Source organism: Pseudoalteromonas nigrifaciens (assembly GCF_002221505.1).
Lineage (GTDB): Bacteria > Pseudomonadota > Gammaproteobacteria > Enterobacterales > Alteromonadaceae > Pseudoalteromonas > Pseudoalteromonas nigrifaciens.
Window position 1 is genome coordinate 688,787 of the sequence record NZ_CP011036.1, and the last position, 24,761, is coordinate 713,547.

The following is a 24,761-nucleotide window of genomic DNA, read 5'->3' on the forward strand; positions in this document are numbered from 1 at the left end:
TTTAAACACCGTACTTGGCTTTTATTTTTATCTGAAAGCTAAGGCTACCATCTGAAAATTAAGCGCTAAATCAAGCTATTTTTGACCTTAGCTTGAAACTATTTTACACTTTCGTAACCTTATACATATTCTATTAGTATGTTTGTGAGCTTATAAGCTATTCACATCACCCCAAACAATTGAGTTTTTATGCTAACAAAAATATTAAATTCATTACGTGTAGGCGCTTTAAGCCTTATGGCAATTTTAACCTTATCGGTGCATGCTCAAAGTGCTTTGCCAGAGACAGGTTTGACCGTTGGTGTAGCGGGGGATGCTCCCTTTGTTATACACAATCCCCAAAATAATTCACTAGAGGGGATTTCACTTACAATTTGGGAAAATATAGCCGATAAAAAAAATTGGGAATACCAATATAAATATTTTACTACGGTTGATGAGGCACTTACCGCTTTGCAGCAAGGCGAAGTTGATTTACTTGCTGGGCCGATTAGTATTACCTCGGAGCGAGTGGAAAAGTTTCTGTTTTCTCAGCCTTATTACCAATCGAGTCTTACTATTGCCTCGCGCGATGAAAATGCCAGTATTTGGGGTAAAATAAAACCCTTTTTTAGCATGCAATTACTAATTGCTGTTGCCATATTTTTATCTTTACTAGCCATTGTTGGGCTGCTCTTTTGGCTTGCTGAGCGCAAACATTCTCCAGAGCAGTTTCCTGCAGATCCAAAAAGAGGGATAGCTAACGGTATGTGGCTAGCCATAGTGACTATGAGTACAACAGGTTATGGCGACATGGCACCGGTGAGCTTAAAAGGCCGAGTTGTAGCTGGTTGTTGGATGATTATTTCATTAATTTTTGCTACATCAATGATTGCAGGTATTGCCAGTACTCTTACCGTATCAAGCTTTAGCAGTTCTACTATTACACAAGTTGAACAATTTCCAGGTAAAAAAATTGCAGCATCAGCAGGCTCGCCAGCTATAGGCTTTATTGAAGAACATCAAGGCCAAAAAGTATTGGTAAATAACCTAAGCCAAGCCATGGAAAGACTAAAAGATAAAAGTGTTGATGGCGTTGTTTTTGACCGTCCACAATTGTTGTTTTATAAAAATAAACATAAAGCAGAGAATATTCATATTCCAAGTGCGGAGTATTATAAGCAAGGTTACGGCTTCGCATTTAGAGCCGACAGTAAACTAGTTAACGACGTTAACTTAGTTTTATTAAGGCTTGCAGAAGATCAAAAAATTGAACAAATAATGGCAGAGTATTTAGGTGATAAATAACTTTAATAAATGGCTATGGTAATAATTAAGTTTTAGCTGCTAGGGTGTAGCTATTAATTAGAGTAACACTACATAAAATTTAACTGCTTCGGCTATAGCTAAGGTTATTACCTTATATAGCCGAGCCTCTAGCAGCTTATAAGTTAATATTTAATTTTTAACTTATCATTTATTTAAAGTTTCTAATCGCTCCCTCTTATAATAAAGCTCAAGGTCGATTACAATACCGCCATCTAAAAGGCATATTGCCTTTATCTGCACGCAAAAGAGTGGATTTTATATTTCATGGCAATCAAACTTGCAATTAATGGTTTTGGTCGTATTGGTCGAAATATTGTCCGCGCGTTATACGAATCAGGTTTGAGCAACGAGATAAAAATTGTTGCGATTAACGAACTTGCTGACCCTGAAGCTATTGCTCACTTATTAAAATACGACACCTCTCATGGTCGTTTCTCTTTTCCTGTAAAGCTTGGTGAGGACACCATTAGCGTAGCAGGCGATGCTATTGCTCTTTTCTGTGAGCCAAATCCGGCGGAATTACCTTGGAAAACCTTAGGTGTAGACGTAGTACTTGAATGTACTGGGGTTTATCACTCGCGCGAACATGCACAGCTACATTTAACCGCAGGCGCTAAAAAAGTGTTGTTTTCGCATCCAGCTGATAACGATGTTGATGCCACTATTGTTTATGGTATTAACGACGATGAGCTAAAACCAGAGCACACTATCGTCTCTAATGGTTCGTGTACTACTAACTGTGTAGTGCCGGTTATTAAAGTGTTAGATGATGCATTTGGTATTGAATCGGGTGCTATTACCACAATACATGCCTCGATGAACGATCAGCCGGTAATTGATGCCTACCACCACGATTTACGCCGTACACGCGCAGCCAGCCAATCTATTATTCCAGTTGATACAAAACTAGCCCGCGGTATAGACCGTATTTTACCTAAATTTAAAGGCCGCTTTGAAGCCATTGCTGTACGCGTGCCTACTATTAACGTAACGGCTATGGATTTAAGTGTAACGGTTAATACCGATGTAGATTTAAATGCAGTAAATAACGCGCTTAAAGCACAAGCTAAAGATCGCCTTGAAGGCATTTTAAGTTACACCGCAGAGCCACTAGTATCGATTGATTTTAATCATGATCCACATTCTTGTATTATAGATGGTACCCAAACACGAGTTAGTCATAAACGACTGATAAAGTTACTAGTTTGGTGCGATAACGAGTGGGGTTTTGCTAATCGAATGCTCGACACTGCGCGTGCAATGGTCGCGTTAGAAAAAATAACTAATATAAAATAACCGCCTTTTATTGGGTTTAGTATCGTTAACTAAGGAGATGTTCATGTCGGTCATAAAAATGGCAGATTTAGATTTAAACGGCAAGCGTGTATTAATTCGTGAAGATTTAAATGTACCCGTTAAAGCAGGTAAAGTGACGTCAGATGCGCGTATTCGTGCGGCGCTACCAACAATTAAGTTAGCCCTTGAAAAAGGCGCAAAAGTAATGGTTATGTCACACCTTGGCCGCCCTACGGAAGGGGAATATGACGAAGAGTTTTCTCTTGCTCCTGTCGTTAATTACTTAAACGATGCCCTAGAGCAAACAGTACGTTTAGAAAAAGACTACCTAAACGGTGTTGAACTTGCTGATAACGAAGTGGTGGTATTTGAGAACGTACGCTTTAACAAAGGCGAAAAAAATAACGACGAGGCGCTATCTAAACAACTTGCAGCATTATGTGATGTTTACGTAATGGATGCATTTGGTACGGCGCATCGCGCACAAGCCTCTACCCATGGTGTAGGATTATTTGCAGATGTTGCGTGTGCAGGGCCATTATTATCGGCAGAGCTTGAAGCTCTTGGCAAAGCACTTGATAACCCAGCTCGCCCATTAGTGGCGATTGTGGGTGGTTCAAAAGTGTCTACTAAATTAACAGTGCTTGATTCACTATCAAAAATTGTTGATCAGCTAGTAACCGGTGGCGGTATTGCTAATACCTTTATTGCGGCGGCGGGTTATCCTGTTGGTAAATCGCTTTACGAAGCTGATTTAATGGATGAAGCGAATCGCTTATGCGCAGCGGCTGTTGCTAACAATGGTGAAATTCCAGTACCGACTGATGTTGTTGTAGGTAATGAGTTTTCAGACTCAGCAGTAGCAACACTTAAAGATGTAAGTGAAGTTACCAGCGACGATATGATTTTTGATATTGGCCCAGATACAGCAAACAAGCTGGCAAAAATAATTGCTAATGCAGGTACTGTAGTATGGAATGGCCCTGTTGGCGTGTTTGAGTTTGACCAATTTGGTAACGGTACTCGTGCTATTGCCCAAGCTATTGCTAATTCAAATGCGTTTTCGATTGCAGGCGGTGGCGACACCTTAGCGGCAATTGATAAGTACGGCATTAGCGATAAAATATCGTATATTTCTACTGGTGGTGGTGCGTTTTTAGAGTTTTTAGAAGGCAAAAAGCTACCAGCAGTTGAAATGCTAGAATCGCGCGCTAAGTAATTTATTTTATTTAGGCGTAAGCGGATGGAGGTTACTTCATCCGCAATAATTAATTATTAAATACCTCTCACCCTAATTTAATAATTGATTTTTACGCGTTAGTTACTGTTTATCAGTACTAATTCGTGGCGCAGTGATTGCGCCAAACTAACACATCCGTTCAAACTAGATGGCAGAGAACTGCTATCAAAAAATTGGAGAAAACCCAATGGCTTTAATCAGTATGCGACAACTTCTGGATCATGCCGCTGAGCATGGTTATGGCGTACCTGCTTTTAACGTTAACAACCAAGAGCAAATGCGCGCAATAATGGAAGCGGCTGACAAAACCAATAGCCCTGTAATTGTGCAAGGTTCTGCAGGCGCACGTGCTTATGCTGGTGCCCCATTTATTCGTCATATGATTTTAGCAGCGGTTGAAGAGTGGCCACATATTCCAGTGGTTATGCATCAAGATCACGGTACATCACCGGGTGTATGTCAGCGTTCAATTCAACTTGGGTTTTCATCAGTAATGATGGACGGCTCATTATTGAGCGATGGTAAAACACCTTCAAGCTACGAATATAACGTAGAAGTAACCCGTAAAACTGTAGAAATGGCACATGCGTGTGGTGTTTCTGTTGAAGGCGAACTGGGTGTTTTAGGTTCGCTTGAAACAGGTGAAGCAGGCGAAGAAGATGGTATTGGCGCAGAGGGTAAATTAACCACTGAGCAAATGCTAACTAATCCAGAAGAAGCGGCTGACTTTGTAAATAAAACCCATGTTGATGCGCTGGCAATTGCTTGTGGTACATCGCACGGTGCGTATAAATTTACTCGTCCACCAACGGATGATATTTTAGCGATTGATCGTATTAAAGCAATTCATGCACGTATTCCAAATACTCACTTAGTAATGCATGGCTCATCATCGGTTCCACAAGAATGGTTAGAAATAATTAATCAGTACGGTGGCGAAATTCCAGAAACTTACGGTGTGCCAGTAGAGCAAATTATTGAAGGGATTAAGTTTGGCGTACGTAAAGTTAATATTGATACAGACTTACGTTTAGCATCTACCGGTGCGGTGCGTCGCCATTTGGCGCTTAATCCGGCAAACTTCGATCCGCGTAAATTTTTAGCGGCAGCAACTCAAGCCATGACCGATATTTGTATTTCGCGTTATGAGTCGTTTGGTACAGCAGGCCAAGCTAGCAAAATTAAACCAATTTCATTAGATGAAATGCATCTTAAGTATTTAAGCGGCGAGTTAGACCCACGCATTAAATAATTGATCATTTTAGACTTTTTACTAAAGCCAGTTGCATTGTCACTGGCTTTTTTTATGCCGTTTAGGGATCAATATCTTACTAACAGCAGGTAATTAGGATCACTGAATTACTAACGTGATCAGTTTGAGATCATTACTTTACTAAGTAAACCGGTATTTTAGCCCTAGTTGGCGCTTAAATTCATTATTAAATAAAAGAATAGTACAAACAATCATCAGCTTAGCTATTTCACTGGGTATAATAGTGATCCCAAAACGGATCTGCTTAATAAAACTCTGATCTTTTAATTTAAGATCATCACAATGCAGATCATAATTGTATTACTAGGTTAGCGTATGCTATTTAACTGAGCAAAGTTGGCTGCTTTAACACACAATGTTAGTAAAATAATGATCCTGCTATACGCTTTGCTTTATCGCTATAATTGCGTGTAAATATTTATTTTGTCACTATTTTGTGTTTTTTTACTGTTATATTAACTTACGCGCTAGGTTTTCATAAAAGTGTCATACTTAGTCATAATAATGAAAACAAATTCGATAGCTAAGAGATAAATGGAATGTCACGTAAAGTATTAGTCGTTGATGATGAAGCACCGATCAGAGAAATGTTGGTTTTTGTTTTAGAACAAAATGGATTTCAGGCAATTGAAGCAGAAGATTACGACTCTGCTATTGCGGCAATGGTAGAGCCATACCCAGATATGGTATTACTCGATTGGATGTTACCTGGGGGTAGTGGAATTCAAATTGCTAAAAAGTTTAAACAAAATGAATACACGCGCGCTATTCCCATTATTATGCTCACCGCTCGTGGCGAAGAAGAAGACAAAGTACGCGGCCTAGAAGTAGGTGCCGATGACTATGTTACTAAGCCATTTTCGCCCAAAGAACTCATGGCCCGCATTAAAGCGGTTATACGTCGTGTGTCGCCCACCTCATTAGAAGAAGCAATTGACGTACATGGCCTGCGCCTTGATCCTATTTCGCACCGCGTTACCTCAGGTGGCAGTGAGCTTGATATGGGGCCTACCGAATTTAGATTACTACACTTTTTTATGACCCACACCGAGCGCGTATATAGCCGTGAGCAATTACTTGATCAAGTTTGGGGTACTAACGTATACGTTGAAGACCGTACGGTTGATGTACATATTCGCCGCTTACGTAAAGCTATTTCACCCTTAGGGCATGACCGCTTAGTGCAAACGGTACGCGGAGCAGGTTATCGCTTTTCAAGTAAATTATAATGTACTTGCAGCTTAACTAAGTACCAATGGATAGCGACTTTAAGGTAACAGTGTATGTATAGAGTTATTAATAAACGCACCTTAGTTAAACGGCTGTTTATCTATTTTATACCTTTACTGCTAATAGGGCTGTTAGTAGGTGCCCCATTTTTGTTGTTATTTTTAGGCTCATTTTCGCTACTTATTTGGCACTACTACCAACTTTATCGTTTAAGTGATTGGTTGCTTAATCAACAAAGCTTTAACCCGCCCGAAGGAGAGGGCGCATGGGAGCAGGTATTCGAAGGTATTTATCAGCTGCAGCATCGTAATCGTAAAAAGCGTAATGAACTATCGGCATTAATTCATCGCTTTCGTGATGGTGCTGAAGCCATTCCTGATGCGGTGATAGTGCTGCAAAATGATTTAACCATTTATTGGTGTAATCAACTGGCATTAAAAGTATTAGGCTTGCAGTGGCCTACAGATCAAGGGCAGCGTCTGGATAACTTAATTCGTGAACCTAAATTTGCTAAGTATATGCACCGCGGCCAATTTACCGAGCCACTGGAGCTTGAAAGTGGTCATAACATAGAGCAAATACTTGAGTTTAGAGTTATGCCCTATGCCAGCACACAGTTAATGGTAGTAGTACGCGATGTAACCCGCTTAAAGCAACTAGAACAAATGCGCAAAGACTTTGTTGCCAATGTGTCGCATGAACTGCGAACCCCGCTCACGGTGGTTACAGGCTATCTTGAGATGATGGATAGCGACATGATGCCACCGCCCGCAATGTGGAATAAAGCCCAAAATACTATGCTTGAGCAATGCAAACGCATGGACAGTTTAGTTACTCAGCTGCTATCACTATCACGTATAGAAGGTGCGCGTAAGCAAAATAACGATAAAGCGGTTAATGTACCCTTACTACTTAACTATATTCAAACAGAAGCTAACTCAATTAATCAGCAAAAAAAGCATCAGCTTATTTTTAATATTGATACTTCCTTAGATATTAGCGGATCAGCAGATGAACTGCGCAGTGCATTCTCTAATTTAGTTTTTAACGCCATTCATTACACTAAACCAGGCGGAAAAATAACAATATGTTGGCAGCGTCAAAACGATCGAGCTTGCTTTAGCGTAACCGATAATGGTGATGGTATTGCGCCTGAGCATATAAATCGTTTAACGGAGCGCTTTTACCGGGTAGATAAAGCGCGCAGTCGCACTACAGGTGGTTCAGGCCTTGGGCTCGCAATTACCAAACACGTATTAACTCGCCACAATAGCCAGTTAAATATTAGTAGTGTTTTGGGTCAAGGTTCGTGTTTTTCTTTTGATTTTTCAAGTAATAAAATAGTACCTATGAGCAGCACAGTACAAACAAGTGGCAAGTCATAAAAGTGTCATTTAAGGGTAATATCACTGTCATCTACACAATTTACAGTGAACACAGTTAAAAAATGGGACGAACAAATTGGAGAACCCCACATGAAATTTAAAAACTTAGTTGCCGCAATGGGTGTGGCTGTTACAACGTTTGTATCTGCACAAGCAGTCGCTTTGGATAACGCACTACCTGAGTATCAAAAAATTAGTGGTGTTTCAGGGAATTTTTCATCGGTAGGTTCAGACACATTAGCGAACATGATGACATTTTGGGCTGAAGAATATAAACGTATTTATCCAAATATAAATATTCAAATACAAGCAGCTGGCTCATCAACTGCGCCACCGGCATTAACCGAAGGCACAGCAAATTTAGGGCCAATGAGCCGTAAAATGAAATCAAAAGAAGTTGAAGCATTCGAAAAACGCCATGGTTATAAACCCACAGAAGTACGGGTTGCCATCGATGCACTTGCGGTATTTGTACACAAAGACAACCCTATAGAAGGGCTACGTATTGATGAAATAGATGCTATTTTTTCATCTACTCGTAAGTGCGGTGCAACGCAGCAAGTTAACCGCTGGAGTGACGTAGGTTTAACTGGAGAATGGGCTGCCAAAGATATTCAATTGTATGGGCGTAACTCGGTATCAGGCACTTATGGTTACTTTAAAAAGAAAGCACTGTGTAAAGGCGACTTTCGTAATAACGTAAATGAGCAACCGGGTTCAGCATCTGTAGTGCAGTCTATTTCATCTTCATTGAACGCGATTGGCTACTCAGGAATTGGCTATAAAACCTCTGGTGTACGCACAGTTCCACTGGCCAAAAAAGGCAGCCACTTTGTTGATGCAACGCTTGAAAATGTAGCACAAGGTAAGTATCCGCTGTCGCGCTTTTTATACCTTTACGTGAACAAGCACCCGAATAAACCATTAGCACCAATTGAAGCTGAATTTTTAAAAATGGTATTGTCGAAAGATGGGCAGAAAATTGTAGAAAAAGACGGTTATGTACCGCTTTCAGCCAAATTGGCTGAAGTTGAGCTTAAAAAGTTAGGCTTAAATTAAGTCACTAAATTATACGCAATAAAAAACCGCTCATTGAGCGGTTTTTTATATTTACTGTTCAGGTACAAGCCTAATACTTATATGTTACCTAAGTTTTCGGCTTGTGCTTTACACTGATTATAGCTCTCAACACACTTAGCTGAGCATACTTGCTGCTTTAAACCTTCGCCAGTTGATTGTTGCTCACAACTACTTTCGCATTGATAGTTTTGTTGTGCACATTGATTTAACTCTGGATTTCCAGCGTTATTCTGACAACCTGCTAATAGCATAAATGTAAGGGCTACTGCGCTCATTTTTATTAAAGTATGCATGCTTATCCTTAAATGAAAGTCGCGGTTATATTAAACTTCAACCTGAAGGTTATCGATTAATCTAACACTGCCTAAATAGGCCGCGGCTAAAATAACAAATTTGTTATCATCGAGTGTAGCAGCTTTTAACGTATCTCGTTGAGCTATCGAAAAATAGTCTGGTTTTAATCCAGCTTGCTGTAAACTTTGTTTGGCTGTTTCTTCCAGCGTAGCAAAGTCAGTATTACCACTTTTAAGTTGCTCAGCGCAGTTATTAAGCACTTTAAAAAGTGCGGTGGCACTGTCTTTTTGCTCATTCGATAAGTAACCATTACGCGAACTCATAGCAAGCCCAGAGACTTCACGCATAGTTGATACACCAATAACTTCAACCGGAATCGATAAGTCGCGAGCCATAGTTTTAATTACTTGTAGCTGCTGAAAGTCTTTTTCGCCAAAACAAGCGTAATCTGGCTGCACTAAATTAAAGAGTTTAGTAACAACTGTTGCCACACCTCTAAAGTGCCCTGGGCGTGAACCACCACAATAACCTAATGAAATATCAGGTACATCTACAAAGCTTTGTGCAGCTAAACCATTAGGATAAATAGTCTCTACACTTGGCGTAAATACAATATCAGTTTCAAGGTCGGCTAAGCCACGCTTGTCCTCATCAAGGGTACGAGGGTAATTGTCTAAGTCTTCATTAGCGCCAAATTGCATAGGGTTAACAAAAATGCTTACTACGACTTTATCGGCCATCATTTTTGCTTTTTCGACTAACGAAAAGTGGCCTAAGTGCAAGTTGCCCATAGTGGGTACTAGGGCAATGCTTAATCCGGCTTGGCGCCATGCTTTAATTTGGCTACGTAATGATTTAATTTCAGTAATTGACTGCATTATTTAAACTCGTGTTCGGCACTTGGAAAGGCACCGCTTTTTACATCGGTACAATACTTTTTAACGGCTTCAGGCATATTGCCTGTTTCGAGTAAAAAGTTTTTCGAAAATTTAGGAATAAACCCAGCAGAAATACCTACTAAGTCGTGCATTACTAATATTTGACCATCGGTAGTATTACCCGCGCCAATGCCAATAGTAGGAATAGTTAATGCGTCGGTAACGCGTTTTGCCAGTGCGCTTGGAATACATTCCAGTACTAATAATTGTGCGCCAGCCGCTTCAAGGGCTTTAGCATCGGCAATTATTTTTAGTGCTTGCTCTTCTGCACGCCCTTGTACTTTAAAACCACCAAACACATGTACCGACTGCGGCGTTAGGCCTAAATGACCACACACAGGAATACCTTGTTGAGTTAGGGCTTCAATGCTCTCAAAAAGCCATTCACCCCCTTCTAACTTAACCATGTTTGCACCAGCACGCATTAGCTCAGCGGCATTTTTACAGGTGTCATTGGGGCTCGAATAAGTCATAAACGGCATATCAGCAATTACAAACAGCTCACGGCTACCCGCACGTACGCAACGAGTGTGATAGGCAATATCTTGATTAGTTACGCCAAGTGTATCGTCGCCGCCCTGTAATACCATACCCAAAGAGTCGCCAACTAAAATAACTTCAACGCCGTTATCATGAAATAACTTAGCAAAACTGGCATCATAAGCTGTTAAAGCAGTAATTTTATTTTTTTCTGCTTTCATTTTATTTAAAGTTGAAACTGTTATTTTAGACATAATTTTCTCACCGGCATAAGCCTTAGTTAATTACTGTGGTAATTGTTGTAAATTGTTAAGCGGTAATGTATTTGCAATAGTGTGTAGTGCAATGCCGCTGGGTAAAATAAGTTTTGGCGCAAGTTCTAGCAGTGGATACACAACAAACTCACGTTCAGTTAAACCATAATGAGGCACTATAAGGCGCTCGGTATTAATTGTTTGTGCGTCAAACAATAACATATCTATATCTAAAGTACGTGGCCCCCAACGCTCGGCTTTTCTAACACGGCCATGCTCAAGCTCAATTGCTTGGGTTAAATCAAGCAGCTTTTCAGGGCTAAGCGTAGTGTTTATGCAGGCAACGGCGTTAATATAGTCAGGTTGGTCTTGTGGGCCCATGGGCTTACTCGCATAGTAATGCGAAACACTTATAAATTCACAATCTGGCAGCTTTTTAAGCGCGGCAATAGCGTTATCAAGCTGCTTTTTTGGTGAGTTTAAATTGGCACCCAAACCTAAATAAACACAGTGCATAGAAGTTACTCTGTTGGCTTTTTAGGTGTGCGGCGGCGAGCGCGTCTGCGTGGTTTTGGCCCCGCAGGCTGACCCAAGGTTCTTACCATTTCTTTTTGGCCATTAATATCTAGGCTCAAATATTGTGTCCACCACTGAGCAAGCTCGCTATGTTGTGTTTCGCCTGCCTCTACACGCATTAATAAAAAGTCGTATGCGGCTTTAAAGCGAGGTTGCTGCGTTAATCTGTATGCACGTTGGCCGGCACGTTTATCTAAACGATGCTGTATATGCCAAATGTCGCGTGCGCCTAAAGTAAAGCGTTTAGGAACAGCTATGTGCTGGGCGTTATCGCTAAGTACACTATTAATTGCTTGCGAAAATGCATCGTATTCAGAGAGCTGCTCTTCATTTTGTACTGTTTTGGTGCGCTCTAATAGCGGAAACCAAAGTAGCGCAGCAAATACATACGCAGGGGTTACTTTTTTATCTGCGTTAATACGATCGTCTGTATTTTTAAACATGTTTTCAATAAAAGTGGCTTCAAGCCCGCCAGGATTATTATCTAAAATACGGTTTAGCTCTGGAAACAGTGAGTTAAATAGGCCGTATTTGCGCAGCATTAAGTAGTTAGCTTGTGCTTTGCCGTTTAAAAACAGTTTGAGTATTTCTTCAAACAAACGCGCTGGTGGTATGTTATCTAGCAAACTTGCTAAAGCAGTCATCGGCTTTTCGCTGTTTGGTGCAATTTTCATATCTAGCTTAGTGGCAAAGCGTACCGCACGTAGCATGCGCACCGGATCTTCACGGTAACGCGTTTCTGGATCGCCAATTAGCTCAATTTGTTTAGCTTTTATTGCGGCTAAACCATTGGCGTAATCGTAAATACAAAAATCGTTAATTGAGTAATAAAGTGCATTGATTGAAAAGTCACGGCGTTCTGCGTCTTCCTCAATACTGCCAAATACGTTGTCGCGTAGCAATTGTCCTTGCTCACTCGATTGGCTTATTTGGTTTTTGTCCTCTGGCGCTTCGTGGTGCCCGCGCATGGTAGCTACTTCTATTATTTCACGACCAAATACAATGTGAGCTAAACGAAAGCGGCGGCCAATTAAACGACAGTTTCTAAATAACTTTTTAACTTGTTCTGGCGTGGCATTTGTTACCACGTCAAAATCTTTTGGCTGTTGACCTAACAATACATCGCGAATACAACCACCAACTAGGTAGGCGTCAAAACCACCGTCTTTTAAACGGTATAAAACTTTGATTGCATTTGGGCTAAATTGTTTACGAGAAATACCATGTTCACCTCGTGAGATCACTAGCGGTTCGCTGCTTATTGCCGTGTTTTCGGCACTGGCATTAGGGCCGATTATTTGTCGACAAAATTGAAAAAGCTTGGAAATAATAGTCTGTCTCCTAGAAGGTGTTGATTGACTTGCCATTGCAATCAAAATTACAGCAAATGTAGGTGTTATAACCTATTACTGGCTGATTAATGTAAATAGCATATATTTAGGCGGCTATCATATACCAGCAAGGTTTAAAAATTAAGTTGCTGCACTGAAATTAAGCCATTTTTAGCGATTTTTATTTACTTAAAGGTCTAAATTATTGCGCGCGGGGAGTTGTGGGCTGCTAAATTTGAATTTCAGCAAGGTTTGGCACTTGATTTAAGCTAAAGTTATTTACCCCCCATGCAAGTAGTTGCTCAATATTTAAGTCCATAAGCTGGTTATGTACCGCTAGGCCTAAAAACGCGAACACATCGATAAGTACCGGTTTAGGGTTTTGCTTACAAATTGCTGGCGCATAATTTTGCTTTGAGAGCTTAAAGCCTGGCTTTGCAACCGCTAAGGGTAAATGAGCAAATTGGGGGACTGGGCTATTAAGTTGTTTAAACAAACTGATCTGGCGAACGGTAGGCTCAATTAGGTCAGCCCCTCTAACAATGCGCGTGATCCCTTGGTCTATATCGTCAATTACCACCACAAGCTGGTAGGCAAATAAACCATCGCTGCGCTTTATTATGTAATCTTCAGCAGCAAAGGCGTTATTAACGTTTATGTCGCCTTGAATTAAATCGTTAAATTGGTTGGTGGCAAAGCTTTGGCTAAGGCGCAGGGCACTGTGGGTTATATCTTGGTGCAGGTTTTTACAATGACCTTGGTAAATTCCGCCAATAGCTTTAATTTGTTTGCGCGAGCAACTACAGGCATAAATAAGGTTTTTATTGTGTAAAGAGTTAACAACATCTTGGTATAAATCTAAACGTTGTGTTTGATAAACGACGTTTTCATCCCAGTGCAGAGAATAGGCTTGTAAGGTATTTAGAATGTCGGTGTCGGCGCCTTTTACAACGCGAGTGGTGTCTATATCTTCGATGCGAACTAACCATTTTCCTTGGTTAGCTTTAGCATCAAGATAGCTACCTACAGCCGCTACTAATGAGCCAAAATGTAATGGCCCAGAAGGAGACGGTGCAAAGCGACCGCAGTATTTACGCGTTGGCGTAATAACGGCTGTAGTAAACATAACTAATTAATATAAGTTAATTAGCCACGTCCAGATTGCTTTTCTTTAATTTCTGCAAGTGTTTTACAGTCTACGCATAAATCAGCAGTCGGGCGCGCTTCTAAGCGGCGAATACCAATTTCGATACCACAAGACTCACAAAAACCAAAATCATCTTCTTTAATTAAGTTGATTGTTTTTTCAATTTTTTTGATCAGTTTACGTTCGCGGTCACGAGTACGCAGTTCTAAAGAGAACTCTTCTTCTTGCGCAGCACGGTCAACTGGATCAGGAAAGTTAGCAGCTTCATCTTGCATATACGATTTAGTACGATCAACTTCGTTGCGTAAATCGTTACGCCAAGTTTCTAAAATTGTTTTAAAATGAACACGTTGTGCTTCATTCATATACTCTTCACCTGGTTTTTCTTGGTATGGTTCTAAACCGGCTTGAGCCAATAATCCTAATCTATTTTGGTTTGGCATAACTCTCTCCTAAATCCTTAATTTAATGCCTCAGCATTAGCCGGCGGTATAAATAACAGAATCTCATACCCTAGGCAAATTTATTTTTAATTAATCGAATTAGCTGTAACCACGTTTATTGATTTAAAAGTATGATAAGTAATATTTGTACTTTTTTTAATCGCACTATCGGTTTCTAAACTTGCCTATATATGTGGGCTAAAATTTAAAAAACAAGGTGTTACTTAAAGTTTACTTTATATATTTAGCCCATTACCGCTGCTTTATATTTGTATTTACCAAAACCTAATTACAACACTTTGTATTAAATGATGATTATATAAAAGGGAGCTTCTCTTTTAAGATGATTTCGTTGGTAGAAATATCTGCTTTATATGCTAATACCTCAACGCCTTGGTTAATTGCCTCATTTAGTAACTGTGCATATTTATTGTCTATATGAGCAGCAGCGCTTACCTGGTTTATTCCCTGGTGCAGTACAGCAAAAAGCAATACTGCACGATGACCTTGCTCTACCATCTCTATTAATTCGCGAATATGTTTTTGCCCGCGCAGAGTTGGTGCATCAGGAAAGTAGCCTTGGCCACTGCGGGGGTTATCTTGGCTTAATAGCGTTACCGATTTAACTTCAACGTAGCAATTAGGACGCTCATCGCTGGTTAGTAAAAAGTCGATACGGCTGTTTTCGTTGCCATATTTAACTTCGCTTTGTAATTGCTCATAATTGCTAAGCTCACTAATAAGATTGGCATTTATAGCTTCAGCAACAACTTTATTTGCCACTGCGGTATTAACGCAAATAAGTTGCGATAAGCTATTTTGGGTGAGCTCTAACGATTGCGGGTATTTGCGTTTGCTATTAGTACTGGTGGAGTAAAAAGCATTAAAACCGGGTTCAGCGCAGCCAGTCATTTTACCTGTATTGGCACAATGGGCGGTAAACTCTGAGCCATCACTGAGCTGTAAATCAGCTAAAAAACGTTTATAGCGTTTTAATAAGGTGGCTGATTGCAGGGCAGGTTGGTACTTCATAATAACTTCCGTAGCGTAATTTATGTTATTTATCTCAAGCTGTTGGGAACTCAAGCGCTCTATAGTAAACTCGGTGGCACATTTAAGTGCAAGGATATTCTAACATGAGTGAAAAATTTGTTGTTCAACTAAGCGAGCAGTCAGCACCAAGCCATTGGGGCGAAAACGCGTCGTTATCTTTTAATGAACACGGGGCAACCGTTCATTTATCTGAGCAAGAAACATTAAAAAATGTTCAAAAAGCAGCGCGTACTATTGCTACTCAAGGCGTAAAAGCTGTTGAACTAACTGGCGATACTTGGTGTACCGAAAGCCAGTGGGCGTTTTATCAAGGGTTTGTAACGCCTAAATCGTTAAATGGCGTTACCTTTGTTGACAACGCACAGTCAGATATTAAAGAGCTAGGTAACTTAAAAACCTCAGCTATTTGGGCTCGCGAAATGGTTAACGGTACTGCCGATGACATTTACCCAGAAAGCCTTGCTGAAAAAGCCGCTGAATTTATTCAATCGTTAGCGCCTGAGCATGTGAGCTACCAAATTATTAAAGGCGATGCATTATTAGAGCAACAGTGGATCGGTATTCATGCTGTTGGCCGTGGTAGTGTTCGCCCGCCAGTTTTACTTGAGCTTGATTACAACCCAACAGGCGACGCAAATGCGCCAGTAAGCGCTGCGCTTGTAGGTAAAGGGATTACGTTTGACTCAGGCGGTTACTCAATTAAGTCAAGCGAAGGTATGCTAGGCATGAAGTGCGATATGGGCGGTGCTGCTACAGTAACGGCTGGTTTGGCACTGGCTATTAATCGCGGTATTGAAAAACGTATTAAGCTGTTTTTATGCTGTGCAGAAAACTTAATTTCTGGCCATGCTTATAAATTGGGTGACATTTTAACGTATAAAAATGGCACTACAGTTGAAATTGTAAACACCGATGCTGAAGGGCGTTTAGTATTAGCTGATGGCTTAATGGCCGCAGGTGAGAGTGGTGCGCCATTAATTATTGATGCTGCAACACTAACCGGCGCTGCGCTAGTTGCTGTTGGCCAAGAGTACAATGCTTTGTTTGCACTTGATAAAGAGCTAGTACGTGAAGTTGAAGACTTTGCTTCTCAAGAAATGGAAGCAGCGTGGCCATTACCACTTGAAAAGTGGCATCAGCAAAACTGCCCATCGGCTTATGCCGATACAGCTAACAGCCGTGCGCAAAAAGGCGGTGGTTATGGTGGTGCATCAAATGCGGCTGGTTTCTTATCGCGCTTTGTAGCAAATGATGGCAAAGGCTGGGTGCATATTGATCTGGCAGCTGCATTTAATATGAGCAGCACTAACCAATGGGCTGCAGGCGCTACCACACAAGGCATGCGTACTGTTGCTCGCACCTTGTTAGAAAAAGCGTAATATTTGCAGAGTTAGTTTATTAAAAAATTATAATAGGCACCGTTTGGTGCCTATTTTTTTGTGCTGCAAACAAGCATTTTGATTTAAATTACGGTAAAATCCCTCGCCTTAGATGTTTGAACGTTTCATTTACAGCTTTAATCTAAGCTGCGCTCAAATGTTGTACTCACCACTGGGATCCTAACTATGTCAGATAAGTGCTATATCACGGCTCAACAATTACTTGAAGATTCATTTCGCGTAGCAGCGCAAGTGTATAATGATGGCTTTCGTCCAGATTTCATTATTGGTATTTGGCGAGGTGGTGCACCCATAGGTATTGCAGTGCAAGAATTTTACGATTACAAAGGCATTGAAACCGATCACATTGCGGTACGTACATCGTCTTATTATGGCATTGGAAAGCAATCTAAAGAGATAAAAGTACATGGTTTACACTACATTGTAGAAAATGCTAATGCAGGTGACTCATTACTCATTGTTGATGATGTGTTTGACTCTGGCCGCAGTATTTTTGCATTAAAAGAAAAGCTTTCAGAGCTAATGCGTTTAAACTTACCGCGCGATATTCGCATTGCATGCCCTTACTACAAGCCTAAAAACTCTAAAGTAGACATGAAGCCAGATTACTATATTCATGAGTCTGAAGAATGGCTAGTGTTTCCGCATGAGTTATCGGGTTTAACACCGGATGAAATTATTGCTGGCAAATCAGACCTAGCAAAAATACATGACATTTTGCTAGAAAAATAATCAACCTGCATAAATAAAAAAAAGGCCATTAAGGCCTTTTTTTATGGATAAAACTTAACGTTTCAACCTATGTAACCTGATGTAATAAATTACAATTGCGCAAAGCTATCTACATATTGGCTTAGGCGCGGTATATCTACTGCTAATAAACCTTGGGTACTTCTTTGTACTAAGCTTTTTTCTACGAGTTCTGTTACAACGCGCCTGTAAGCGCGCTCAGTGGTTGCAAAACGTTCTGCTTCGGCATTTACCGTAGGATATGCACGCAGCAGTGTAGGGTTGTTGTTCTCGGCTCTTAGTAGGCAGTCTTTAGCTATGTTATAGCTCAGTGGCAATAATAATTTATCTAGGTTTATTTTTTGATTTTCTTGAAATTTAGCCGCTATAGTTTGTGCTGTGTATAAACTCAGCTCAGGTTTTTCAAGTAATAACGCACGCCAATGCTTTAACTCAATTAAATTATAAGTTACATCGCTAAAGCAGGTTACTGTATAAATGCAGGGGTTATTATTGAGCGCTTCTATTTCACCAATGAGGGTGTTATTGCAATCGAGTTGACCAAGCAGCAGGCGTCGTCCGTTACCTACATCGTAACTAAACGACACAGTTCCGCTGCGCACAAGTACCAACTTAGTTAAAGGCTGGTCTTGTTGTATTAATATTTCTTTTTTTGATTGCTGATAACTACTACCGGCAAAGGTAAGTAGTTGTTCAACAAGATAACTGGAAAAATGGTATTGAAACATCAATCATACTCTTCGGACAATTGTCCTATTTATTGCACCTTAATGGCGATAGCATCAAAGCTCTAAGAAATTATGTTAAATTAATTAACATATCAGGTGCTGCTAATATAATGGGCTGGCACTGTTGGACTAATTATTTGAGCAGTATAGCTGCTGATAACCAACAGAGTTTTAAGCCATTTATAGGTTAACTTTTATTTAGCTGTTACGTTGCTGTACAGATTCAATGTACTAAAGTTTAATATGCAATGCTAACCTAAAGCCTAGGAGAGAACAATTGAGTTGGGAATATTTAGGTTATATAGCATCTGCTTTACTGGTTGCATCGTTAACAATGACCGACGTGGTAAAGCTGCGTTGGTATAATTTATTTGGGTGTATCGCCTTTACTATTTATGGCTTAGCTATTGGTGCAGTACCCGTTGCCTTTACTAACGGCTTACTCGCGTTTGTAAACGCGTATCATATTTTTAAATTATACCGTAATAAACAGCCAGAGCCTAAAAAGGATTAGCCTAAGCTAATCCTTTTTGGTTTTTATAAGATTGCGTCAAGCGCTATGCCGTCAACGCGGCGAGTGGGATATAACGACTCAACCACAAAACTAGGCACAAATCCTTTAGCCGAAGACACCACTACCTTTGACTTAGCGCCAATAATACGTGCGTTTACAATAACACCGCGATTGGTATAAGTAAGTGTGCCAGTCAAAGTGTATTCAATATGCGGGTAGCCTTTAATTTCTCGACCATTACGACTAAATGAAAAGTCGCCATTTGGGGTTACATGTACAGTTCCTGTGTGTTTGTAATCTACAACAGATAATCCAAACTCTTGTAGTTCAGTAATAAAGCTCTCAGCTAAATGGTTACCAAAAATATTAGTTGTTTGTAGGTTATCATCTAAATTTACAAAAGAAGTAATGGCAATAGGGGTATTACTATTTATGTAATTCATATTTTCAATTAGCTTCATGGCTAATTGTTCGGTGTAATTACTAAGTAATTTACTGCTATTTATTGGGCGGTAATTTTTTTCTGGAAACTGCCAGTTACTCACGCGAGGCGAGTCATTTTGAACGTGCCTTTTGTTATGAGAATAGTCATTATGAGGAGCGTGACCATTGTAAACAGGGTGACTAGAACAAGCTGAAAGTGAAAGGGTAAAAAGTGCCGATAAAGTAAGAGATATTTTTTTAGATAACATGTTTTCTTCCTGAAACATAAGAGAATTTTTAAATACCCCACTTTATCGACACACTTTTTGATTACTTTAATTAAATTTTATCATTAATTTGTTATTTTCAGTTTGTATTCAGTTTATTGCGCAGTCACAGCCTCTTTTTCGTAACGAAGTTTGCCTGCAATCCATGTTTGTAATACGTTTATTTTATATAGTTCATCAACCGGGGCTTTAAAATAATCTTTATCTATTAAAATAAAGTCGGCCCACTTTCCTTGCTCTAAACTACCCACTTTAAACTCTTGATGCGCTGCATAAGCGCCGCCTAGGGTAAAAGCACGCAGTGCGTCTTCACGGCTTAATACTTCGCTAGCGCGCCAGCCCTGGGTTGGTTGTTGGTTGTGATCCATACGAGTAATTGTTGCATACAAGCCATCAAAAGGATTTGCCAATTCTATTGGGTAGTCAGATCCTGCTGCAATCACTGACCCTTGTTTTAAAAAGGTTTGCCATGCATAAGCACCCGCTAATTGCTTTTCGCTTAAGCGTTGCTCTGCCATGTGCATATCAGAGGTGGCATGCACTGGTTGCATTGAAGGAATAATTTTTAATGTTTTAAAGCGCTTAATATCATCAAGCGTTACTATTTGTGCATGCTCCATACGGTTACGTAGTAAAATTCCGCCGGTTGCTTTAAATACATTTTTATAAGCATCTAATACAACGTGGTTAGCTTTGTCGCCAATTGCATGGGTGTTGGCACTAAAACCGCTTTTAAAACTAAGCGTAAATAACTCTTCTAGTTTTTGCTGGGTTTCGAGCATTAAGCCATGGTGGTTTTTTCTATCGGCATAATCCTCAATTAGCGCCGCGCCACGCGAACCTAATGCGCCATCAGCATAAACCTTAACGCTGCGAATAGACATAAAGTCGTTGGCATCTTGGTATCGACCTGCTTTTAACATGGTTTTTAAATCAGGACTCGCGCCACTGAGCATTGCCACAATACGCAGTGGTAAATTGCCTAGTTCACCGCGTTCTTTGTATAATTCCCAAGTGGTTTTATCTATACCCGCATCATGGGTTGAGGTAATCCCTAAACTTAATAAATGATTACCGGCAGCATCTAAAGAGTCACTAAGAGTTTGTTTTGATGGTTTTGGCATAAATTGTTTAATTAACGATTCTGCTTTATCTACAAATATACCAGTAGGATTGCCAAATTCGTCTTTAATAATTTCGCCGCCTTCTGGCGATTGGGTGTTTGCAGTAATGCCCGCAAGCTCTAGGGCTTTGCTATTTACCCAAATAGCGTGGCCATCAATTCTCGATAGTACAATAGGGCGATCGCTCACTACTTTATCTAAATCGGCAGCGGTAGGAAACTGCTTTTTTTGCCACAGCTCTTGATTCCAGCCACGGCCAATAATCCAACCTTGTTTGTTATTTGCAAATACCTTGAGTTTATTAGTAACTTCATCAATAGAAAGCGCACCGCGTAAATCTAATTGTGACAGGTTATTGCCTAAACCAATAATGTGACCGTGTGCGTCAATTAAACCCGGTAATAGCGTATTGCCATGAGCGTCAATAAGCTTGGCATCTGGAAAGCTATTTTTCAGCGTATCGCCGCCAAGTTTAACTACTTTACCGTTTTTTATAACTAAAGTAGAAAACTGCTGCACTTCACCTTTGTACAAAGGTGTGTAGCCGTTGGCGTTGTAAATAACTTTAGTTTGCGCAACCGCAAGGCTTGAGCCTGCGCAAAGGCAAGCGAGTAGCAAAGGTTTGATTATTTTTTTGAGTGGCATAGTGAGCTTATTTTTATTGTTAATGGCTTTAACATAACAAACTCACTTTTATAATACCAACCACTTGAGGTGGTTGGATTGTTATTTGTGCAGAGTAAGCCAGTTAATTTATTGGTAAATTAATTACTGACTTGCATAAAGTGTAAATTCGCTTAAAGAAAGGTGGCCGTCTTTGTCTTTATCGTAACTTGCAAAACGAGACCATAGGGCAGGGTCACTGGCTGTTTCTGCTCGGCTTAATAAGCCGTTTTGGTTACGATCAAATTTTTCAAATTGCTTGGCAATGTTATTGCTGCTGGCAAAGCTTGGTGTGCTACAAATACTAAGCGCAACGAGCGCTATATAGCTTATATTTTTCATAAATTACTCAGTAGAGGTTATTCGTAAGATAATTTTTAAATTCAACCAATGAAATTTTATTATCTTGGTTTTTATCCCATTTGCTAAAGTTGTTTAGTAAGTGCGGTTGAGCCTCAAGCTCATGGTGAATTAAATAGCCGCTTTGATCTGTATCAAGGTGATCAAAACGTTGCTTTACATCAAGTGCTAATGAATTAAAGCTTAGTAATAATAAGCAACTAACTAAACAAGCGCGTATCTTCATGGTGCTCCTTCGCAAAGCTCATTTTAATGTCATTCGTAATAAAATAAAGTACTTGCCATAATTTAACGCCCAACATTAAATCCATTTACACACTCCCTCAGGGGTTATAGCAAATACTTTTAGTTAATTTTACAAGATTAAACTTGAATTTAAACTTAAGGCTTAAACGCCTCAAACTCTTTTTTAGAGATCATTTCATCGTTATTTACATCTAAATCAGAAAACTGTTTCATTACTTCTTTATCTTTTTTGGCTTCGGTAATAGATATTTTTCCATCCATATTTTTATCTAAAAAAGCAAAACGAGCATTAAACGATGAAGCCAGGGCAGTAGCACTAATAACTAAAAACAGTAACGAAAATGCGGCTATAAGCTGTTTCATAAAAAACTCCTTTGGTTACTAGGTTAGTTACTTAATAAACTGTTTAAACTCATCTAGCGACAACTGACCATTTTGATCAGTATCTATTTGTGAAAAGTTTTCATGAAGTACAGCGTCCTCACCAGCTTCAGCTTCGCTGAGAGTACCGTTACTGTCTTTATCAAGTTCATTAAAAGTAGCTTGTACATCCATTGCCAGCGCGTTAGCGCTCAAAAAGCCTAGCGCAACGATTGGCATAATAATTAAAAAGCGATTACTCATGGTCATTTCCTTATAAGATAAACTTAGATTAACTATTACAAAAACGATGCCAATTATTTTTATCTTTTAAATTCAGTTGCTTATGGTTTTTGGTGTTATAGGTTAAGCAAGTTTTACAGGTATCTGTGTGTTTTTTGCAACGAAATTTGGCTTATAAATAAAGAAGCAATACAAATCAAAGAGTTGAGTTGTTGCTGTTTGGCAACAGGCGGCTTTACAGTACGAATAACAGATATATAAATTGATTCAGCTAGTGTATAACTTAAACGCTTAATAATAGGCTGTTTAAAGTTACTAAAGGATGGATGCAATGCCAGCAGCGATGGCTGAAAAATACAAAGCAATACTTAATTGGCGCCCTAATTTAATTAGCCAGTTTGTAATGAGTATGCTGCTGTCGTTATTACCCTTATCGTTAGTGGTTATTGTATTTTTAAATGCGCTTAATAAGCAGTTAGCTGTAACTCAGCAAATTGTTAGTAATAACTACCAAGTAACTAAATCGTTTAATATTTTAAAACAAGAACTCAATAGTTTAGAGCGCGCTACTCGGCAAAATTGGGTACTAAAAAGTGAGTCACTCGATACGCTCATAGTTGATAAGTGGCAAGCATCGCTACAAAGTATTGAAGATCTTACACGTATAGCGCCCAGTAAAAGTCACACCGCACAATGGCAGCGTTTAACGAATACTCTGCAACTAGCACACACTCAACTTGTTGAACAAAAACAACAGCAGGTAGCCTTGTTTTTACCTATTAGCGATTTACTCGCCGAACTTACCTTATGGTTACGCGATAAAAGCGAAACCCAAATTACTAATAATCAAAAAGAAATAGCGCAGTTACAAACTTCATTTATTAACTGGCTGGTGGCGCTAATTCCGCTAACACTCTTAGTAGGAGGCGGTTTTTTGTGGCGTATAAGTGGCCGCTTAAAAAGCTTGACTAAAATTATTGGTAAATTAGGGCAAGGTGACTGGCAACAAAAAATAGCCGTGCAAGGCTCAGCAGAGCTAGTTGAATTAGGTAATAAATTACAATGGGTGCAAGCTCAGTTACATATACTTGAGCAGCAAAAAGACACCTTTTTACGCCACGTTACCCACGAACTTAAAACACCTCTAGCCTCAATGGTCGAGGGCACCGACTTGCTCAGCGATGAAATAGTTGGCCCTATAACTAAAGAGCAACGCGCTGTACTTGAGCTTATTAGCCAGTCTATGGTGCGCCTTCGTACTATGATTGACAGCCTACTTAGTTATAACGCGATTCGTACTAGTAAAGACAGCGTAAGTGAGGTTGAGTTTAATCATTTAATTAATAAAATTAATAGTCATTTTGAGCACCGCCTAACAGCCCGAGAGCAAATCCTTATTTGGCATAACAACTTACCTAATAAGGCGCTTGCGTTACCTGGGGAGTTAATTGAAATGATTTTAGTGCAATTAATTTCTAATGGCTTAAAGTTTTCACAACACGGGCAGGCAGTATCTATAGCGTTAACCTTTGAGCACAGTAAGCTAAAAATGGCGATAAGCGACGAGGGATGCGGAATTAAAGAGCACGAAAAAGCACATGTTTTTAGCGCATTTTATCAAGGTAAGCATAGCAAAAATGTTACGCTACAAGGCAGTGGCTTAGGCTTAACTATTGTTAAAGAGTCAGTAGAGCAATTAAACGGACAATTATTAATAGAGCAAAATGAACCCCAAGGTTGTCGATTTTTAATTACGCTTCCCATAATAACAAATCAAGGAGTTAACTAGCATGACCTCGCGTTTAATGGCTATTTTATGTGTGTGTGGCAGTGCCATCATTTTATCGGGGTGCAAAACTAATAACCCCCAACAGCAAGTGGTTGATAGCCCTGTGGCGCAAACTCAAACTAAAGTAACGAGCGATAAAAACAGCCAGCCAAGCCCAAAGCCTCGGCCTAAAAGCGATCCTATGTATCCCCCTGCGGAGCAAGTAATAGCCTGGCATGCTAATAAATGTGGTGGTTTTAAGTTAACCCCAGATAACAAAGATTTTGTTGGCGAAAAAGAACTAAAAAACTTTTTTCAATTTATGTGTTTAAACACTAGTAGCGATCCTAATACGGTAATGAGTAAGTTACTTAAACTTGACCAAGCTTACTATTGGCCAGACGATATAAAACAGTATTTATGGCTACAAAAACAACAAGTAACACTACAAATAAATGCTAAAAAAGAGCAGCAAGCACTTAATAATAAAATGCAACAAACGCTCTCGTCATTAGCAACCATAGAGCAGCAACTGTTATTACGCGAAGAAACTAAGGAGCAGTAGTT

General features: G+C 39.8%; 27 protein-coding genes. 12 read left to right on the forward strand and 15 right to left on the reverse strand.

Annotated elements, in window-relative coordinates:
* Nucleotides 1–189: 189 nt before the first annotated feature.
* The 7 genes from PNIG_RS03225 (at nt 190) to PNIG_RS03255 (ending at nt 8,791) form a co-directional block, all read left to right on the forward strand.
* The gene (locus tag PNIG_RS03225) at nt 190–1,287 is read left to right on the forward strand and encodes a transporter substrate-binding domain-containing protein (protein WP_115121833.1); all 1,098 of its coding nucleotides are present in this window, start codon (nt 190–192) and stop codon (nt 1,285–1,287) included.
* Nucleotides 1,288–1,572: 285 nt separating this feature from the next.
* Entirely contained in the window at nt 1,573–2,604 is a 1,032-nt protein-coding gene (gene epd, locus PNIG_RS03230; RefSeq protein WP_089367797.1) for an erythrose-4-phosphate dehydrogenase, read from the forward strand.
* Between the two features lie 43 nt (nt 2,605–2,647).
* Nucleotides 2,648–3,823 carry a phosphoglycerate kinase gene (locus tag PNIG_RS03235; protein WP_011327294.1) on the forward strand — a complete coding sequence of 392 codons (1,176 nt, stop codon included), beginning with the start codon at nt 2,648–2,650 and terminating at the stop codon, nt 3,821–3,823.
* A 208-nt stretch (nt 3,824–4,031) separates the two neighbouring features.
* Nucleotides 4,032–5,096 carry a class II fructose-bisphosphate aldolase gene (gene fba / locus PNIG_RS03240; RefSeq protein ID WP_011327295.1) on the forward strand — a complete coding sequence of 355 codons (1,065 nt, stop codon included), beginning with the start codon at nt 4,032–4,034 and terminating at the stop codon, nt 5,094–5,096.
* A 560-nt stretch (nt 5,097–5,656) separates the two neighbouring features.
* The gene (gene phoB, locus PNIG_RS03245) at nt 5,657–6,346 is read left to right on the forward strand and encodes a phosphate regulon transcriptional regulator PhoB (RefSeq protein ID WP_011327296.1); all 690 of its coding nucleotides are present in this window, start codon (nt 5,657–5,659) and stop codon (nt 6,344–6,346) included.
* Between the two features lie 54 nt (nt 6,347–6,400).
* A complete protein-coding gene (gene phoR / locus PNIG_RS03250) occupies nt 6,401–7,732 on the forward strand; it encodes a phosphate regulon sensor histidine kinase PhoR (RefSeq protein WP_089367798.1) in 1,332 nt (443 codons plus the stop codon).
* 90 nt (nt 7,733–7,822) lie between these two features.
* Nucleotides 7,823–8,791: a PstS family phosphate ABC transporter substrate-binding protein gene (locus PNIG_RS03255; protein ID WP_011327298.1), complete on the forward strand. Its 969-nt coding sequence runs from the start codon at nt 7,823–7,825 to the stop codon at nt 8,789–8,791.
* A 77-nt stretch (nt 8,792–8,868) separates the two neighbouring features.
* Here PNIG_RS03255 and PNIG_RS03260 read toward each other — a convergent pair whose 3' ends face one another.
* From PNIG_RS03260 to sfsA, 8 genes are all read right to left on the reverse strand, one after another.
* Entirely contained in the window at nt 8,869–9,105 is a 237-nt protein-coding gene (locus PNIG_RS03260) for a hypothetical protein (protein ID WP_011327299.1), read from the reverse strand.
* A gap of 30 nt (nt 9,106–9,135) precedes the next feature.
* Entirely contained in the window at nt 9,136–9,984 is an 849-nt protein-coding gene (gene panC / locus PNIG_RS03265; RefSeq protein ID WP_011327300.1) for a pantoate--beta-alanine ligase, read from the reverse strand.
* A complete protein-coding gene (gene panB / locus PNIG_RS03270; protein ID WP_011327301.1) occupies nt 9,984–10,778 on the reverse strand; it encodes a 3-methyl-2-oxobutanoate hydroxymethyltransferase in 795 nt (264 codons plus the stop codon). Before panB ends, panC begins: the two co-directional genes overlap by 1 nt.
* 30 nt (nt 10,779–10,808) lie before the next feature.
* Nucleotides 10,809–11,294, reverse strand: a complete 486-nt coding sequence (gene folK / locus PNIG_RS03275) for a 2-amino-4-hydroxy-6-hydroxymethyldihydropteridine diphosphokinase (RefSeq protein WP_011327302.1) — start codon at nt 11,292–11,294, stop codon at nt 10,809–10,811.
* Between the two features lie 5 nt (nt 11,295–11,299).
* Nucleotides 11,300–12,721 carry a polynucleotide adenylyltransferase PcnB gene (gene pcnB, locus PNIG_RS03280; protein WP_080516806.1) on the reverse strand — a complete coding sequence of 474 codons (1,422 nt, stop codon included), beginning with the start codon at nt 12,719–12,721 and terminating at the stop codon, nt 11,300–11,302.
* Between the two features lie 193 nt (nt 12,722–12,914).
* A complete protein-coding gene (gene gluQRS, locus PNIG_RS03285) occupies nt 12,915–13,811 on the reverse strand; it encodes a tRNA glutamyl-Q(34) synthetase GluQRS (RefSeq protein ID WP_089367799.1) in 897 nt (298 codons plus the stop codon).
* Nucleotides 13,812–13,831: 20 nt separating this feature from the next.
* On the reverse strand, nt 13,832–14,275 hold the full coding sequence (gene dksA / locus PNIG_RS03290) for an RNA polymerase-binding protein DksA (RefSeq protein ID WP_011327305.1): 444 nt from the start codon (nt 14,273–14,275) through the stop codon (nt 13,832–13,834).
* Nucleotides 14,276–14,590: 315 nt separating this feature from the next.
* Nucleotides 14,591–15,307: a DNA/RNA nuclease SfsA gene (gene sfsA / locus PNIG_RS03295; protein ID WP_089367800.1), complete on the reverse strand. Its 717-nt coding sequence runs from the start codon at nt 15,305–15,307 to the stop codon at nt 14,591–14,593.
* A gap of 104 nt (nt 15,308–15,411) precedes the next feature.
* Here sfsA and pepB point away from each other — a divergent pair, with 104 nt between their 5' ends.
* The gene (gene pepB / locus PNIG_RS03300) at nt 15,412–16,707 is read left to right on the forward strand and encodes an aminopeptidase PepB (RefSeq protein ID WP_011327307.1); all 1,296 of its coding nucleotides are present in this window, start codon (nt 15,412–15,414) and stop codon (nt 16,705–16,707) included.
* A gap of 186 nt (nt 16,708–16,893) precedes the next feature.
* A complete protein-coding gene (locus PNIG_RS03305; protein WP_011327308.1) occupies nt 16,894–17,460 on the forward strand; it encodes a phosphoribosyltransferase in 567 nt (188 codons plus the stop codon).
* Between the two features lie 89 nt (nt 17,461–17,549).
* Here the strand turns inward: PNIG_RS03305 and PNIG_RS03310 are convergent, their stop codons facing one another.
* Entirely contained in the window at nt 17,550–18,206 is a 657-nt protein-coding gene (locus tag PNIG_RS03310; RefSeq protein WP_011327309.1) for a Crp/Fnr family transcriptional regulator, read from the reverse strand.
* A gap of 277 nt (nt 18,207–18,483) precedes the next feature.
* Here PNIG_RS03310 and PNIG_RS03315 point away from each other — a divergent pair, with 277 nt between their 5' ends.
* Nucleotides 18,484–18,720 carry a YgjV family protein gene (locus tag PNIG_RS03315; protein ID WP_089367801.1) on the forward strand — a complete coding sequence of 79 codons (237 nt, stop codon included), beginning with the start codon at nt 18,484–18,486 and terminating at the stop codon, nt 18,718–18,720.
* Nucleotides 18,721–18,743: 23 nt separating this feature from the next.
* Here the strand turns inward: PNIG_RS03315 and PNIG_RS03320 are convergent, their stop codons facing one another.
* From PNIG_RS03320 to PNIG_RS03345, 6 genes are all read right to left on the reverse strand, one after another.
* A complete protein-coding gene (locus PNIG_RS03320; protein ID WP_011327311.1) occupies nt 18,744–19,412 on the reverse strand; it encodes a FlgO family outer membrane protein in 669 nt (222 codons plus the stop codon).
* A 113-nt stretch (nt 19,413–19,525) separates the two neighbouring features.
* Nucleotides 19,526–21,199, reverse strand: a complete 1,674-nt coding sequence (locus tag PNIG_RS03325; protein WP_089367802.1) for an amidohydrolase — start codon at nt 21,197–21,199, stop codon at nt 19,526–19,528.
* A gap of 123 nt (nt 21,200–21,322) precedes the next feature.
* Complete coding sequence (locus tag PNIG_RS03330; protein WP_011327313.1) at nt 21,323–21,559, reverse strand: EF-hand domain-containing protein; 237 nt, start codon at nt 21,557–21,559, stop codon at nt 21,323–21,325.
* A 7-nt stretch (nt 21,560–21,566) separates the two neighbouring features.
* Nucleotides 21,567–21,803: an EF-hand domain-containing protein gene (locus tag PNIG_RS03335; protein ID WP_011327314.1), complete on the reverse strand. Its 237-nt coding sequence runs from the start codon at nt 21,801–21,803 to the stop codon at nt 21,567–21,569.
* Between the two features lie 155 nt (nt 21,804–21,958).
* Entirely contained in the window at nt 21,959–22,186 is a 228-nt protein-coding gene (locus PNIG_RS03340; RefSeq protein WP_058372653.1) for a hypothetical protein, read from the reverse strand.
* Between the two features lie 27 nt (nt 22,187–22,213).
* The gene (locus PNIG_RS03345) at nt 22,214–22,447 is read right to left on the reverse strand and encodes an EF-hand domain-containing protein (protein WP_011327316.1); all 234 of its coding nucleotides are present in this window, start codon (nt 22,445–22,447) and stop codon (nt 22,214–22,216) included.
* Between the two features lie 310 nt (nt 22,448–22,757).
* Here PNIG_RS03345 and PNIG_RS03350 point away from each other — a divergent pair, with 310 nt between their 5' ends.
* Together PNIG_RS03350 and PNIG_RS03355 are read left to right on the forward strand one after the other, a co-directional pair.
* Nucleotides 22,758–24,215, forward strand: coding sequence for a HAMP domain-containing sensor histidine kinase (locus PNIG_RS03350; protein ID WP_089368933.1), 1,458 nt, complete (start codon nt 22,758–22,760; stop codon nt 24,213–24,215).
* A gap of 1 nt (nt 24,216) precedes the next feature.
* Nucleotides 24,217–24,759 (forward strand): hypothetical protein, encoded by a 543-nt coding sequence (locus PNIG_RS03355; protein WP_011327319.1) that lies wholly within the window; start codon nt 24,217–24,219, stop codon nt 24,757–24,759.
* Nucleotides 24,760–24,761 lie beyond the last annotated feature (2 nt).

Bases quoted from the DNA above. Each gene is read 5' to 3' on its own strand.
- PNIG_RS03225 (WP_115121833.1), top strand. From the start codon at position 190: ATGCTAACAAAAATATTAAATTCATTACGTGTAGGCGCTTTAAGCCTT.
- epd (WP_089367797.1), top strand. From the start codon at position 1,573: ATGGCAATCAAACTTGCAATTAATGGTTTTGGTCGTATTGGTCGAAAT.
- PNIG_RS03235 (WP_011327294.1), top strand. From the start codon at position 2,648: ATGTCGGTCATAAAAATGGCAGATTTAGATTTAAACGGCAAGCGTGTA.
- fba (WP_011327295.1), top strand. From the start codon at position 4,032: ATGGCTTTAATCAGTATGCGACAACTTCTGGATCATGCCGCTGAGCAT.
- phoB (WP_011327296.1), top strand. From the start codon at position 5,657: ATGTCACGTAAAGTATTAGTCGTTGATGATGAAGCACCGATCAGAGAA.
- phoR (WP_089367798.1), top strand. From the start codon at position 6,401: ATGTATAGAGTTATTAATAAACGCACCTTAGTTAAACGGCTGTTTATC.
- PNIG_RS03255 (WP_011327298.1), top strand. From the start codon at position 7,823: ATGAAATTTAAAAACTTAGTTGCCGCAATGGGTGTGGCTGTTACAACG.
- PNIG_RS03260 (WP_011327299.1), bottom strand. From the start codon at position 9,105: ATGCATACTTTAATAAAAATGAGCGCAGTAGCCCTTACATTTATGCTA.
- panC (WP_011327300.1), bottom strand. From the start codon at position 9,984: ATGCAGTCAATTACTGAAATTAAATCATTACGTAGCCAAATTAAAGCA.
- panB (WP_011327301.1), bottom strand. From the start codon at position 10,778: ATGTCTAAAATAACAGTTTCAACTTTAAATAAAATGAAAGCAGAAAAA.
- folK (WP_011327302.1), bottom strand. From the start codon at position 11,294: ATGCACTGTGTTTATTTAGGTTTGGGTGCCAATTTAAACTCACCAAAA.
- pcnB (WP_080516806.1), bottom strand. From the start codon at position 12,721: ATGGCAAGTCAATCAACACCTTCTAGGAGACAGACTATTATTTCCAAG.
- gluQRS (WP_089367799.1), bottom strand. From the start codon at position 13,811: ATGTTTACTACAGCCGTTATTACGCCAACGCGTAAATACTGCGGTCGC.
- dksA (WP_011327305.1), bottom strand. From the start codon at position 14,275: ATGCCAAACCAAAATAGATTAGGATTATTGGCTCAAGCCGGTTTAGAA.
- sfsA (WP_089367800.1), bottom strand. From the start codon at position 15,307: ATGAAGTACCAACCTGCCCTGCAATCAGCCACCTTATTAAAACGCTAT.
- pepB (WP_011327307.1), top strand. From the start codon at position 15,412: ATGAGTGAAAAATTTGTTGTTCAACTAAGCGAGCAGTCAGCACCAAGC.
- PNIG_RS03305 (WP_011327308.1), top strand. From the start codon at position 16,894: ATGTCAGATAAGTGCTATATCACGGCTCAACAATTACTTGAAGATTCA.
- PNIG_RS03310 (WP_011327309.1), bottom strand. From the start codon at position 18,206: ATGTTTCAATACCATTTTTCCAGTTATCTTGTTGAACAACTACTTACC.
- PNIG_RS03320 (WP_011327311.1), bottom strand. From the start codon at position 19,412: ATGTTATCTAAAAAAATATCTCTTACTTTATCGGCACTTTTTACCCTT.
- PNIG_RS03325 (WP_089367802.1), bottom strand. From the start codon at position 21,199: ATGCCACTCAAAAAAATAATCAAACCTTTGCTACTCGCTTGCCTTTGC.
- PNIG_RS03330 (WP_011327313.1), bottom strand. From the start codon at position 21,559: ATGAAAAATATAAGCTATATAGCGCTCGTTGCGCTTAGTATTTGTAGC.
- PNIG_RS03335 (WP_011327314.1), bottom strand. From the start codon at position 21,803: ATGAAGATACGCGCTTGTTTAGTTAGTTGCTTATTATTACTAAGCTTT.
- PNIG_RS03340 (WP_058372653.1), bottom strand. From the start codon at position 22,186: ATGAAACAGCTTATAGCCGCATTTTCGTTACTGTTTTTAGTTATTAGT.
- PNIG_RS03345 (WP_011327316.1), bottom strand. From the start codon at position 22,447: ATGAGTAATCGCTTTTTAATTATTATGCCAATCGTTGCGCTAGGCTTT.
- PNIG_RS03350 (WP_089368933.1), top strand. From the start codon at position 22,758: ATGCCAGCAGCGATGGCTGAAAAATACAAAGCAATACTTAATTGGCGC.
- PNIG_RS03355 (WP_011327319.1), top strand. From the start codon at position 24,217: ATGACCTCGCGTTTAATGGCTATTTTATGTGTGTGTGGCAGTGCCATC.